11 protein-coding genes are annotated in these 12689 nt (G+C 43.4%); 3 read left to right on the plus strand and 8 right to left on the minus strand.

Translation table 11 applies throughout. The features are described 5' to 3' along the window. Positions 1 to 79: 79 nt before the first annotated feature. The 3 genes from AB5Z12_RS14255 (at position 80) to AB5Z12_RS14265 (ending at position 3719) form a co-directional block, all read left to right on the plus strand. Complete coding sequence (locus AB5Z12_RS14255; RefSeq protein ID WP_368357317.1) at positions 80 to 490, plus strand: sensor histidine kinase; 411 nt, start codon at positions 80 to 82, stop codon at positions 488 to 490. A gap of 95 nt (positions 491 to 585) precedes the next feature. Then, positions 586 to 1257, plus strand: coding sequence for an ABC transporter ATP-binding protein (locus tag AB5Z12_RS14260; protein ID WP_172676439.1), 672 nt, complete (start codon positions 586 to 588; stop codon positions 1255 to 1257). Between the two features lie 5 nt (positions 1258 to 1262). Beyond that, complete coding sequence (locus AB5Z12_RS14265; protein WP_368357318.1) at positions 1263 to 3719, plus strand: ABC transporter permease; 2457 nt, start codon at positions 1263 to 1265, stop codon at positions 3717 to 3719. A gap of 495 nt (positions 3720 to 4214) precedes the next feature. On the opposite strand, the gene AB5Z12_RS14270 is transcribed toward AB5Z12_RS14265, so the two are convergent. The 8 genes from AB5Z12_RS14270 to AB5Z12_RS14305 form a co-directional block, all read right to left on the minus strand. Next, positions 4215 to 5138 carry a S1 RNA-binding domain-containing protein gene (locus AB5Z12_RS14270; RefSeq protein WP_023921587.1) on the minus strand — a complete coding sequence of 308 codons (924 nt, stop codon included), beginning with the start codon at positions 5136 to 5138 and terminating at the stop codon, positions 4215 to 4217. Positions 5139 to 5157: 19 nt separating this feature from the next. Then, positions 5158 to 7128 (minus strand): VirD4-like conjugal transfer protein, CD1115 family, encoded by a 1971-nt coding sequence (locus AB5Z12_RS14275; protein WP_368357319.1) that lies wholly within the window; start codon positions 7126 to 7128, stop codon positions 5158 to 5160. Continuing rightward, entirely contained in the window at positions 7118 to 8098 is a 981-nt protein-coding gene (locus AB5Z12_RS14280; protein ID WP_368368690.1) for a hypothetical protein, read from the minus strand. The genes AB5Z12_RS14275 and AB5Z12_RS14280 overlap by 11 nt, the downstream gene beginning before the upstream one ends. Before the next feature lie 234 nt (positions 8099 to 8332). Beyond that, positions 8333 to 9034 (minus strand): DUF6100 family protein, encoded by a 702-nt coding sequence (locus AB5Z12_RS14285; protein WP_118367812.1) that lies wholly within the window; start codon positions 9032 to 9034, stop codon positions 8333 to 8335. Between the two features lie 6 nt (positions 9035 to 9040). Further along, entirely contained in the window at positions 9041 to 9568 is a 528-nt protein-coding gene (locus AB5Z12_RS14290; protein ID WP_005333543.1) for a DUF5697 family protein, read from the minus strand. Positions 9569 to 9896: 328 nt separating this feature from the next. Continuing rightward, complete coding sequence (locus AB5Z12_RS14295) at positions 9897 to 10745, minus strand: MerR family transcriptional regulator (protein ID WP_005333545.1); 849 nt, start codon at positions 10743 to 10745, stop codon at positions 9897 to 9899. A 132-nt stretch (positions 10746 to 10877) separates the two neighbouring features. Then, entirely contained in the window at positions 10878 to 11408 is a 531-nt protein-coding gene (locus AB5Z12_RS14300) for a hypothetical protein (protein WP_368357321.1), read from the minus strand. A 2-nt stretch (positions 11409 to 11410) separates the two neighbouring features. Further along, a complete protein-coding gene (locus AB5Z12_RS14305) occupies positions 11411 to 12586 on the minus strand; it encodes a helix-turn-helix domain-containing protein (RefSeq protein WP_023921589.1) in 1176 nt (391 codons plus the stop codon). Positions 12587 to 12689: the final 103 nt, after the last annotated feature.

Here is a 12689-nt window from a genome sequence, read left to right on the forward strand (position 1 = left end):
AGACATAAAATATGCTCCCTCCTAAGTGACAAGTTTTTATTATTTCACTTGTCTACCTAGAAGGGAGCATATCATTTATATGAAGGCAAGAGGAAAAGATATTTCCATTCAGGTGGAGATGGATGATGATATAGTTGTGAACCATGATTCAAAATGGACGGTAGAAGCATTAACGAATATCCTTGAGAATGCAGTCAAATATTCACCGGAACATACAACGATTACAGTGAGGACGCAGGAGCTAGCAAGCAATGTGCTTATTGAAGTAGAAGATGAAGGAATGGGCATTCCTGCGGAGGAACTGCATAAGATCTATCAGAGATTTTACCGGGGAAGGAAAGCAAAGGAACAGGTAAAAGACGGAGCGGGTGTCGGTCTGTATCTTGCCAGAAAGATCATAGAAGAACAGGGGGGGACAATAGCAGCCAAAAGAAAGGCTGAGAAAGGTATGATATTTAAAGTGACACTGCCGCTCATAATAGGAGAATAGTCGGAACCCTTACAAAACTGTTATGGTTGTTGTAAGGGTTTTGTAATGCAGGAATGTTATAGTAGGGGTATGAAATGGAAAGGGGACTTGAAGATATGAGTAGTATTTTAAAAGTAGAAGATCTAGTAAAGTATTATGGAGAAGGCGAGAATCAGGTGAGAGCCGTGGATCATACAAGTTTACAGATAGAGAGAGGCAAGTTTACAGCTATCGTAGGACGTTCCGGCTCCGGAAAATCTACACTTCTGCATCTGATTGGAGGGCTTGACAGACCGGATTCCGGCAAAGTATGGATTGATGGAACCGATATCTATTCTCGAAAAGATGATAAACTGGCACAGTTTCGAAGAAAGAAGATAGGATTTATCTTTCAGGATTTTAATCTGATTCCATCGCTGAATGTGTGGGAGAATATCGTTCTTCCGCTGGGACTTGATAATCGCAAGGTAAAGCCGCGGGAAGTGGAAGATATTCTCAAAAAAATCGGACTGCAGGATAAGAAAGATGCGATGCCGTCTGCTTTGTCTGGTGGACAGAAACAGAGAACTGCGATAGCCAGGGCATTGGTGACAAGACCGGCGATAATTTTGGCGGATGAGCCGACTGGAAACCTTGATTCCCAGACTGAGCTAGAGGTTATGAGCCTATTGAAAAGCTGCGTGTCGGATTTCGGGCAGACGCTTATCATGATTACCCATGATGAAACGATTGCCCAGATGGCGGATGAAATGATTATCATTGAAGATGGCAAGGCGGTGAGAAGATAATGAAGATGACGACCAGAGTTGCATATTGCAATATGCGGCATTATAAGAGCAAAAACATACTGATTGGAATTGCCATTATCCTGACAACATTACTGCTGTTCGTAATCCCATCAATCGGAAAAGATATGGTGGAAGTGAACTTTGCGGTAATCAATAAGATTTATCCAACATGGCATGCCCTTTATCGGAACGTGGACGAGAGTACAGTTATGAAACTGGCGGCACATCATGATGTGAAAACTTACGGACTCCGCAGCGATGCGGGGTACATGAATCTGGAAGATGCGACGGTTTCCATGATGTATATGGACAGAACAGGGATGGAACTTTATAAAGTGAAGCTGAAAGAGGGGCAACTTCCGCAGAAAGAAAATGATATTGTGGTTTCAAAAGGAATACTGGAAGCATTAGGACAGAATGGGAAAATCGGTGACACTATCACAGTACCTTATCAGATTCTGAAAGATGACGGACTGGATTATACGAAGGAGAAAGACTTTCGAATCTGTGGTTTTTTAGCAGATAATGAGAGCAGCAAAGAACAAAAACAATATACATCATTGGTTTCAGAGGCCTTTCTGAAAGCGGAGATACCGGTAGAACAGGTGAAATATCGGTTTTTACTTCAGGTGAATGGACAGAAAGGAAATACGACTGCAGATTATACAGAGACGATACAGAATATTGCCAGACAGTTCGGGATTTCCGAGGATGACATGAATATTAATAAAGAGTATCTTGCAGCAAATTATGTGGATCCGGCTACAATTCCGGTGATTGTAGGAATCATGCTTATTGTTGTATTGGCGGGCATTATCACAATTTATAGTGTTTATTATGTATCTATGAACCAGAGGGTTCGGGAATTTGGAAAGTTAAAGGCAATCGGGGCTACGAAACGGCAGCTTAGACAAATCGTACTAAGAGAGGGAATGGGAGTGGCGTTGTTTGCCATTCCGATAGGACTTTTGATCGGAACAGTTGCTGTGAAAGTTGTACTTCTCCAGTTTGTAGAACATGCAAAGGATTCAAACGTACTTATAACAGAGGCATACAAGGTTGTAGCTAAAGGAGAAGTCCAACTTTATTATTGGTGGATTTATCTGTTGGCAATTGCAGTGACTCTGTGTACAGTGTATCTGTCACTGATGAAGCCTATGCGTATGGCGGCGAAGGTATCAGAAATAGAAGCTATGCGTTACCAGGGAGGCAGTAAGCGACAGAAAAGCAGCAGGAAGGGATATCAATTTCTGAATATCGGACGACTGACCAAGAGAAATCTTGCAGAGAATAAAAAGAAGAGTACTATCACGATTGTATCTATGGCCGTTACCGGAATATTTGTCATGATGGTAGCAACGGTGCTGTCTTGTGCAAATCCGATGGAAAGTGCAAAGAGTTCGATTGTGGGGCAATATGAGATTTCTCCAATTGTGGAATCCGGGAATAAAGAGCATCCTGAATATGAATGGGCGGAGGTTCAAAAGAATAATCCATTAAATGAAGGACTAAAGCAGCAGATAGAGGAGCTTGACGGTGTTGAGCGGGTAGATGTGTTTACCGCGTTGAAGGTATCAGGAGGACCTTTTGAAGAAAAAATTGGAACCGAATTTATCAATGGAGTGCCGGAAGAATACGCAGAAGAGCTGAAAAAAGGAATCACTGAAGGCAATGTCACATACGAGGAATTGAAATCCGGGGATAAAGTGATTCTGGACCGCGCGCTACTTCACTGGTATCCAGATATTAAAGTGGGAGATAAGCTGAAACTCAATATTCATGATGGAGATAATACCTTTCAAAAAGAGATTGAAGTGGCAGCAATTGGTGAATATGGAAGTGGTCTGACAAACTATAACTGTCTTATCATGGCAAAAGAAGGGGCAGAGAAACTTACCATAAATAATTCTTCCAGCTATTTTCAGGTGATTGCAGATAAGGATTATGATGAGGCACTGGAAGCATCTCTACAGGCTATTGTGGATGGATCAGGCAGACTGCAGATGCGTACCTGGAAGAATGAGTACGATACATGGGAAAATGCCATACAGATGACTAGAGGTGCATGTTATGCATTTATCATCATTCTGGCAGCAATCAGCATTATGAACTTGATTAACACAATGATCAATAGTGTCCATGTGCGAAAAAAGGAACTTGGCATGATGCAGGCAATCGGAATGTCGGACCGTCAGTTGATGAAGATGCTCCAGTTGGAAGGTATATTCTATACAGTAGGCACTCTTATTATCAGTATCGGAGTGGGAAGTCTTGCAGGATATCCGTTGTTTTTATATGCAAAGCGTACAGGAATGTTTGATATCAGCACATACCATTATCCGGTAACAGCAGCTATTATTATAATTTTAACATTGTTTGTGATACAGATGTTATTGGCAATATTCATTGCAAAGTCAGTAAGGAAAGATTCATTGATAGAGAGAATTCGTTTCAGTGAGTAAGAATATAAATTTCTGATGTTTAATGCAGATACTAATCAATGTCATAATAAAAAGGGGGACTTGATTTCTCAAATCCCCCAGTGTATAATGAACTCAAGAAAGGTATTCAGATGCAAAATCTGATGCCCTCAGTTAAATTTTATATTCTATGTATAAGTCATAGCATCCAAAACTTTCCTAGGGTCGTGGATGCTATTTCTTATTATGTCGATCTATATAAGTCAAAGCCGCAAAAATTACCAATAGTAAAGTCAATACTTCCATTGTATTCATGGGCATCACCCTCCTTGGATACTAGAGGGCAAAATCGAAATGCATCCGTCTTTCCGGTTCAGTAATACCGAATCAGTATAACACGTTACCGTTTTCAGTACAATAAGGTAATGGTCTGAAAAATACTTTATTCTGTCACCTTATGTAGCTGTATCGTGAGTATTTGCTGGACTAATTGGTGCTGTATATGAAAAAAAGCTATTTAAAAATAAGGTGGAAGCCTTATATGGTCTGCTTGATGATGCGGGTGATGATGCCGAGGGCAACATTACGCTCTTCATCAATATGCGTCACCACAAAGGATACCTGATCCTTTTTCCCGACTGTCCGGCTGTCATAGCAGGAGTGGGCAATGGCATTGACACCGATGGAGAGCCGGACAAAGACGGTGCCTTTATGGATGTCTTCCACAGTTCCGGCGTATTTTCCCTGAATCTTACATTTTTTCATGTTTTCCTTGCTGGTGTTGCCTTCCACACTTTTGACATCTGCGTGGACAATGACCTGCTCCGGTGAGTCTGCCCGCACATCCAGGATGCGTACCAGGATGTGATCGCCTACCTGGAAGCGTTCTCTGGCATCACCCATCCAGTCGAAGGACAGGTCTCTGGCAAGAATGGAGGTTTCCACACCGAAAATTTCTGCCCGGACTACCTTTTCCGCAACAGCAATGACTCTTGCCTGCACGATACGGTCTTCATAAACTTTCGGCATTCCGGAAGCATCTTTATCCAGATAGAAGATCTGGCGTTTCTTCAGCATCGCTTCTTTCCGGCTGGCGACAATGCTGCGTGTCTTCGGATCTAATCCCTTAATCAGAAAATCAATCTCACATCCAAGCATATTGTTGAGGATTTTGTTCTGCCGCAGAGCAAGCTCCCCATAATCGTGTGCTTCATCCTGCATGAGATGGATCATCATCTCAGTTACTGGGATGACAGTACGGAAATCCTTGTAGTAAACCACGGCAATGAGGCTGCCGTTTTCTGTTTTCTCGATACCGCCAAGCATTCCGGTTAAGATCCGGCGGGTACGGTAGGCATTCTGGATCTCATGCCAGGTAAGGTCTGAAATGGACTGGGCTGTTTCCAGCTTCGCATCGGAATCCAGAGTTAAAATAGGTGTGTTGGTTGTTTCGTTTGGCATCATAGTGTCTCCTTTCAAATTATGACATGATAGAATCTTTATCTAAAGGAACCATGTCTGTGTGATCCGAATAGTTATCTGCTGAGAAGTCATCCGGGAAATCGTGATAGCCAGGTTCCTGATAAACGCTTTGCTGGTCAAAGTGCGGTTCAGCTTTTTTCTTTTTCTGCTTTCCATAAGAAGCGGTTTTTTTCGGGTGGGAAGCAGGAATAGTTGGAGTGTACGTATATTCTTCACTACATGCTCCTTTTCTCCATTCCGGAATATGCTCGGAAGCCTTCCGGGGAATGAGTTTTTTGGCATCCGGGTGCAGGGTGTAATCGTATTTTTCTACCTGCAGGACTTTCTGGCCACGCAGGATAATCAGTGCGGTATCCAGAGGCAGGCGTAGGATCTCATCCGGAGTTAAGAGCTTTCGTTTCCCGATGGATCTGGTCTGGCGGTATTCCGGTGTATAATCGGATACCCTCCAGCTATTTAATTGTTTGGCTTCGCTGCTGACACCAACGGTCACATCACCGGAGCGGTTAGAGATAAATGTAGCAGTTACCTCATCCGTACAGCCTAAAAATAGCTGAGTGTCGCAGTTCCCGATGATTTCCTGCCATTGGTTTAAGGGATACCGGTTCTGCATCTGAGGCAGGTTCTGGAAAATGCAGGAAATACTGAGGTTTCGACTTCGGATCACGGAAATCTTTTTGTTGAGCGATAGGATTGCTCCCGTATTCGCCAGCTCATCAGCCAGGATATGTACCGGAACCGGCAGTTTTCCATCTTCCCCATAGGTGTCTGCATAACGGACCAGTTTGATAAATACGAAGGTCATAAACAGGGAAGAAAGAAAATCAAAAGTGCTGTCTTGATCCGAAGTGATGCAGAAGTATGCACATTTTTCTTTTCCCGGCAGCGTCAGGTTGATCTCATCATAGGAAGTGATCTGGCGGATCAGCTTGTTCTGGAATACCTGAAGTCTGGAACCGAGTCCGATGATGACGCCGGAACGTACCGTGTCACTTGCCTGCTTATAGATGCAGTAGGGGACTTTTGCCGGATGGGAGACCGGAAGCAGGTCAAAGAGGCTGTTCAGTTCTTTTTCCGAACTCATGGTCAGGAGTTTGTATACCTGTCCGATATTCTTTGCCTCCGGTGGGAATCCCTGATCCACATAGAGAATCAGAGCTTTTAATAAGTTCATCTCGGCATTGTCCCAGAAGTGATCGCCTTTGGCAGAACCGGTATTCTGGATGATGACATCAGCAAATACTTGTGCCATGGTTTCCTGTCCGCCAATTTCACCCAGACAATTCCAGCTATCCGAGTTTTCCGGGTTTACAAGATTAAAGGATTTCACGATATATCCGGCATTCTCAAGGTAAGTGGCTGTACTTTCGTACAATTCCGATTTTGGATCGGTGATGATGAGGCTTTCCCCGCGGGCAACACACTGGAAGATCATGTTGCGTGCAAAGGCCCGGCTTTTCATGGAACCGCTGGCACCGTAAACGGCAATATTCCGGTTCATGCGGGTATCCTTCGGGAGACAAACGGCTTTTCCGTTCAGTTTTCCAAGAATGGTTCCCTTGTGTTTCTTGACATCATTCGTAAGCTCCAGTACCTGATGCATTTCCTCCAAAGTCATAAAACCGGAAGTCCCATAGGTTCCCTTTGTGGAATAATTCAGGTTCCGGTCCCGGTCTGTTATTTCCCCGTTTCGGTCAAATCCCATACGCATGAGAAGGAAGGTCAGGAGTCCAAAAGCTGCCAGACATAGAAAAATCCCATACAGATTGTACGGGAAAGCAGTCAGGGCATCCAGACAGGCGAGCGGGTGCGGGGAGGGGATCTGCGGGGCAGTTCCGTTTCCGGCAAAATTGCCGGCAGATTCCCAGGTCTGATAGTTGCGGATAAATTGAGCAACATAGCCTCCTGCATAGAGGGTGCAGAAGGTGATCGGAAGCATATAAATGAGCTTCCACCATTTACGGTTCATGTAAAAACCCCCTTTTGAATTTGCAAAGGTCAATACTGGAGAAATGGATTGTGGCAGTTAAGTATTTTTTCAGGACCGGAATCTGAAAATCGAAACAGATCAGGTTCCCGGATCTGCCGTATACATTTAAGCCGGTATTGAACCGGTTGATTCGCTGCATGTCAAAATCATAAGCAAGAAGGATGGGGTTCCCGGAAGCATCCGTGGCATCATGTTCCAGTGGAATTGAATCGCTGCGGCAGCCCAGATCGGACAGCAGGAGGTTGTCCAGCTTTTCCATGATCTCAGGGTGAACCAGCAGTTTTAAAAGCACTTCCCCTTCCGGAGTATTGGGAAGGTAATGGAAATGCTCGAAGGAAGTGTCCAGCATAAACAGGCTCTTTTTGTAGCCTCCTGTACTGGTAAACAGCCGGAAAGCCATTTCCATGTCGGTTCCGGTCATGATTGCCCGGATCTGTGGATGTCCGTTGTAAGGGTAGCCTTGCAGGTAATGCTGCAGGAAGGCGTTTAAGCGGACTTCCGTTCGATATTCCCATTTCAGGACTCCGTTTCCCGTGTTGTAAAGGACATAGACACATTGCGGTGCCATCAGGATGCCCATGCTGCGGGAGTTCCTAATCTTCGTGGTCTCCGGGCCCAGTTCCTTAATTTCTCTGGAAGCGTAAAAAAGAGGAAGGCTTCGCATACCGATGGAACCAGCTTCGCGGTGATTACAGAAGATGTCAGGTTTTACATCCGGATAAAAGGAAATCCCGGCATGAAGGAGTGTCAGATACGTTTCGGCTTTCTGATGTAAGCGGATACGGCGGGATATTTCACTTCGGATAAGGTTCGTCTCGGTATTGCCGGTCAGATAGTACTGGAAACGCAGCGGCGAGACAGATAACAGCATCTCTTTCGCAGCTTTGGTCAGCCGGTAGCCTCTGAGAGCATCCCGGTAGTGGGTACGGATGAGGTGTTCTGCCTTCAAATCCGTAATGAGTTTTTCCGCATAGGAGGCACTGGGGATGAGTCTGTTTAGCTGGTCTGCGGGAAATTCTCCGCACATCCCTATCATTTCCAGTAAGCGGTATTTCGTAGTGTCAGGTCTTATCAAATAAGCATCACCTCAATTCAGTTCTTACCCATGCAAGCCTATACTTGGGTAAATCTCCGGCGGTTTGGAGATAAAAAAGCAAGAAAACAAAGTTCCCTGCGGTGGTTCTTACCGATGTCGGATTTCTGCCTGAGAAGTCAGGAGATTTTCCGACATGCTTTCGTGATGATTTTTCTGGTTCTGCAGCCATTTCGGAAAGTCAGCTTTTTCCATAACCGATACCAGTGTACAGTCCTTTAAGCCAAGCTGTGTCGTGTAGTAGGAATCACAGAAAAAGCCGCTGTCATCTGTCAGAACATAAGTACAAAGTGTATCCAGAATCTGTTTAAACTCCAAATTGTCATAATCCCGGATACGTCTTTGAGGAAGTTCCCTGTCATATATTTGACTGAAGCATATCATGCAGTCACGATAGAGGGGCAGGGCATTTTGTTTTACATACTCCCGAAGCATATAATTAAGCGGTTCATGGAGAAATGCAGTGTTTGTGTGGACTCTTCGTTTCGGAAGCAGTCCGGGAAGCGTAATGGTGAGAATCCCCTGCTGTTCTGCAATCCGCATTCCCTGTGCATCTGCCGCTTTGGGAAGATAAGCTGCTTGATTTGGGGAGAGAGCCGGACAGACAAGGTTACGCATCTGGCAGGCAATCCGCTCCGCCCGAAGAGCAGCACTGACGCTCAGTTCCTCAAAATTTTTATCATAATTCTGGATATCAGTGACCTTCAGAGCGTAAACGGTATTCGTCAGTTTTTGCAGCTCCCCTTCCAGTTTTTCAAGCCGCTGGTAAATGGTTGGTGTATTTTGCGTCATAATAACCTACTTTCTCATGTAGTAACTGACAGCACCGGATTCATTTACAAGGCAGTAAGCGGCTACATCATCAATGGTGATTTTGGCAGCCTGGCTTTCGGATTCTAAGACAATCAGGCGTTTGGAACCATGTGATGGGATACTTTCCATCACATGATTGATCAGAGCCTCCTGTTCTTCACCGATATAGATGATTTCGTATTGTTCATCTTGCGAAAAGAAATTGAGCTTGATTGGAAATTCGCCACTGGTGTGGTATACAACACCTTTCTTAAAATCCAGCAGTACCCAGAAGCATGTAATTATAGCATAGTCAGGATTCTCAGCAGACTGCTGGCTGTCACAAAGAAGGTCATGCTCTTTATCGTAAATGATGCGCCCTTGTTTGATGAGGCTGGTAATCAATGACTTGATAGACTGCTCATGTCGGGAGAAAAGTTGTAAAACCTGGTCATACCTCAGAGTATGGTAAGTGGTAATGAACCGTAAGAGCTTGGCTCCCTCTCCTTGATAGATTTCGTTCCTTGTTTTCATGATTGACTCCCTTCTATATATAATAGGAAACTTTATATGTATGGCTGTACGTACAGAATACGTTTGGTATTGTAAGTATAGTGTACGTACAAAGTACATAGAACCTGCTGTCAGCGATTGAATTTACAGGTACAAAAAAAGCACCATCTATGGGTGCTGGAAATAAGGAAAACTATAAGCAATACCTATTGTAGCATGGGTAATTTTACGCTTCAATCGCAGAAGCAGGTCATTTCTGTGCCATTTTCACTGGTTGGCATAAAAAAAGCAGGAAACCATTTTGATTCCCTGCATGGTGTATTGTTGTGCTTTTGTGTAGTTCTAATGATTACTTGTCTTTATAAAATGCTTCGAAAGCTTGTGCGAAGAATTCGGCTGTACCATTGCCGTATTTTTCATCTATCATAGGTTTGATTTTTTCATTACGGTAATATTGAGCCTGTGCAACCATCAGACCGTGTTCTTTCTTTATCTGTGAAAGTTGTTTCATAAGAAAACCGTATTCGGAAACAAGTTCTCTTACTTCAGAAGAATCTGGTGAACATACTTTTTTAGCTGCTAATTTGTATAAAAGATTGTCAAATTGTTGGTTGTAACTTTCTGCAGCCTCTTTGCTAATAGGATTGTTGGCAACAGACAGGAATTGCTCTTTTCCTCCATACCACTCAACAACTTTAGCATAGCCTTTCTGCATTTCTTCTGATGAAACTGTCTTAATATAATGCTTTTTCCATTCTTCAATGCTTCCAAACTCTTTTACAGCAAGTTCTTTCATATTGTCAGGCATATGTTCAAACATAGTTTGGAACATTTCTTCAACTTCCGTTTTACTAAAAATCGCAAAATCCATTTTATTCTCTCCTTTCAGGATATCATCAATGCTGGCAATCAGATGTTCCATACGTTCTTTCTTTGCTACCAACATTTTTCTCTGCATTTGCAAGATCTGGTTCCTTTCAAGAGCAGGATTCTCCAGAACAGCTTTGATTTCTTTCAAAGGAATGTCAAACTCACGGAAAAACAGAATCTGCTGTAATATTTCCAATGCCCTATCGTCATAAAGCCGGTATCCCGCATCACTTTTTTGTGTTGGTTTTAAAAGCCCGATTTCATCGTAATAGTGAAGCGTGCGAACGCTGATACCTGTAAGTTCTGATATTTCTTTGACTGTCCTCATAGTTGCTGACCTCCTGTTCCTGATAAGATAACTGTACGCTATGACGTTCCGTGAGAGTCAATATATATTTTGCATTTTTTAGTATAACATTTTTATGATATTACGAAAAGCCGAGGAGATAGGCGATATGTATTACTCTGGAAAGAACTTGTTGAGCGTATCCAATGTCTCTTTTGCAGTAAATCCCCAAAGGATGGTACTGAGTGCTTCAATCGCAGCCCTGCGTTTCCGGTAATAGGTGCGGTAGGAAATATTGGTGATGTGGTGAGCCAGCTTATCCAATATCTCATCTGTATTTTTCATTTCCTGTGGAGAGAGAAAAGCGTAGTAGAGAATCCAGTAATACTGTTCCCCATGCTTGTGATTGTTCCGGAGGAGATCGATGGATGATTCCAAAAGCTTCAGCATCTGGTTGCTTCTGGCAATACTTTTTGCCCGTTGTTCGATGTCGCTTCCGGTAAGATCAGCCCCGGCAGCATAGATGGAGTCCAGAAATTTGTCGATGTCATTGTCGTATTGGAGCTTAAACTGGTGCTCTATCTGGTGTACGACTACCTTCAGGCTGTAGGTTGCATCCCGGTATCTGCGTAAAAACTGATAGGTGTCGTGAAAACGTGGATCTTCTTCGGGTGAAGGAAATCCCTGTGTATTGCGGTTTGCCATGTCTATTCCCCCCCTTTCAGTGCAGAAGGCTCTGCCACGGCAGGCATCTTTTGGGCAGACTCATCCCCTGGACTTACGGACAACTCAAACCGATAAGCGGCATTTCCGTAGGGACAGATAATATTTAGAGTAAATGTATTAAATATATCTTTGCAGGCTGATAATGGAGATAATATATAGCGGGTTTTGGAGCAGTGGCAACATGGAATCCCTTGTGAATCCAATAGTTCTGCGACTTTTTGCACGATAAATTTCATGTGTGAATCTGGAACGCAGGAATCATTTTTTGTAACGGTGATTTGTGAGTCTGTGACAGTTTCTGAAACGCTAACAGAAGCAGAATCCTCAATAGTGATTTCTTCAGGTACATGGATTGGTAATTGCATCTTCATAGCGATCTCCTCCTTGTCAATCATAACGTCGCTGATATTAAACATCACGGACAGGTAATTGTTGAGATAAATTACGCTTCCGTGTTTTCCTGTAAATGAGATAAGTGTAATGTATTCTTTTTCCTCCAGTTTCTTCAAGAGTCGTGATACCGATGCCTTTGACAGACTCCACCTTTCACCCAGTTCATTAAAGCTGGTAAGGGGATTTCCGGTATTATCCCGGTAATAGACAATGGGACCGGAATCAGATCCCAGGACAGAGGAATCGTTGTAAACTGCATGAATCCACAGATCCAGAATAACATCCATTTCCGAGCATTTTCCAATGCCAATTAGTTCGTGAACTTTGGCAATCGGGAAAAAGAAAAACCCTGTATCTTTTTTACAGGGATAGTTGTATTCCAATACGGTATTGTCTTTGGGCCAGTCTGATATTTTGAATTTGACCAGGCGGTTTTTGCCGAGAAGAGAGTAGGTAATGTAATTCTGCTCTTCAAAAAATCGAAGGATGGACAACGCTTGATGTTGGAAACGGCAGCGAAACCATTCCTGAAGATCTGTGACTGTGCAGATCCACTCTCCTGGACCAATGGTATAGGTAATGTGTTCCATCCGGCGGTAGGATGTGCGGTAATTTGCATAGGAGCATAATACCAGATAATAAAAAAGAAAAGAGCCCCCGGTAGTTCGGATGCTCTTGGTAGTGATTAAAGTTTGTATGAAGTCACGGTAAATGCGACAGCGTGGAAATTCCACGATTTGTTTGAGTTCTAATTTGTAATTCATGGTGATCTTCCTTTCAAAGTATATTTAATTGTAATCGGACTTTTCATAGTGTTGGTATCAAGAAGAAGCCGATGGAAGTATAGCAAGTAGTCGTGTCACTCAT

It is taken from the genome of Ruminococcus sp. RTP21358st1_G6_RTP21358_211008 (assembly GCF_040908885.1).
GTDB lineage: Bacteria > Bacillota > Clostridia > Lachnospirales > Lachnospiraceae > Blautia_A > Blautia_A faecis.

Bases quoted from the DNA above. Each gene is read 5' to 3' on its own strand.
- AB5Z12_RS14305 (WP_023921589.1), bottom strand. From the start codon at position 12,586: ATGAATTACAAATTAGAACTCAAACAAATCGTGGAATTTCCACGCTGT.
- AB5Z12_RS14295 (WP_005333545.1), bottom strand. From the start codon at position 10,745: ATGAGGACAGTCAAAGAAATATCAGAACTTACAGGTATCAGCGTTCGC.
- AB5Z12_RS14270 (WP_023921587.1), bottom strand. From the start codon at position 5,138: ATGCCAAACGAAACAACCAACACACCTATTTTAACTCTGGATTCCGAT.
- AB5Z12_RS14300 (WP_368357321.1), bottom strand. From the start codon at position 11,408: ATGGCAAACCGCAATACACAGGGATTTCCTTCACCCGAAGAAGATCCA.
- AB5Z12_RS14260 (WP_172676439.1), top strand. From the start codon at position 586: ATGAGTAGTATTTTAAAAGTAGAAGATCTAGTAAAGTATTATGGAGAA.
- AB5Z12_RS14255 (WP_368357317.1), top strand. From the start codon at position 80: ATGAAGGCAAGAGGAAAAGATATTTCCATTCAGGTGGAGATGGATGAT.
- AB5Z12_RS14275 (WP_368357319.1), bottom strand. From the start codon at position 7,128: ATGAACCGTAAATGGTGGAAGCTCATTTATATGCTTCCGATCACCTTC.
- AB5Z12_RS14265 (WP_368357318.1), top strand. From the start codon at position 1,263: ATGACGACCAGAGTTGCATATTGCAATATGCGGCATTATAAGAGCAAA.
- AB5Z12_RS14290 (WP_005333543.1), bottom strand. From the start codon at position 9,568: ATGAAAACAAGGAACGAAATCTATCAAGGAGAGGGAGCCAAGCTCTTA.
- AB5Z12_RS14285 (WP_118367812.1), bottom strand. From the start codon at position 9,034: ATGACGCAAAATACACCAACCATTTACCAGCGGCTTGAAAAACTGGAA.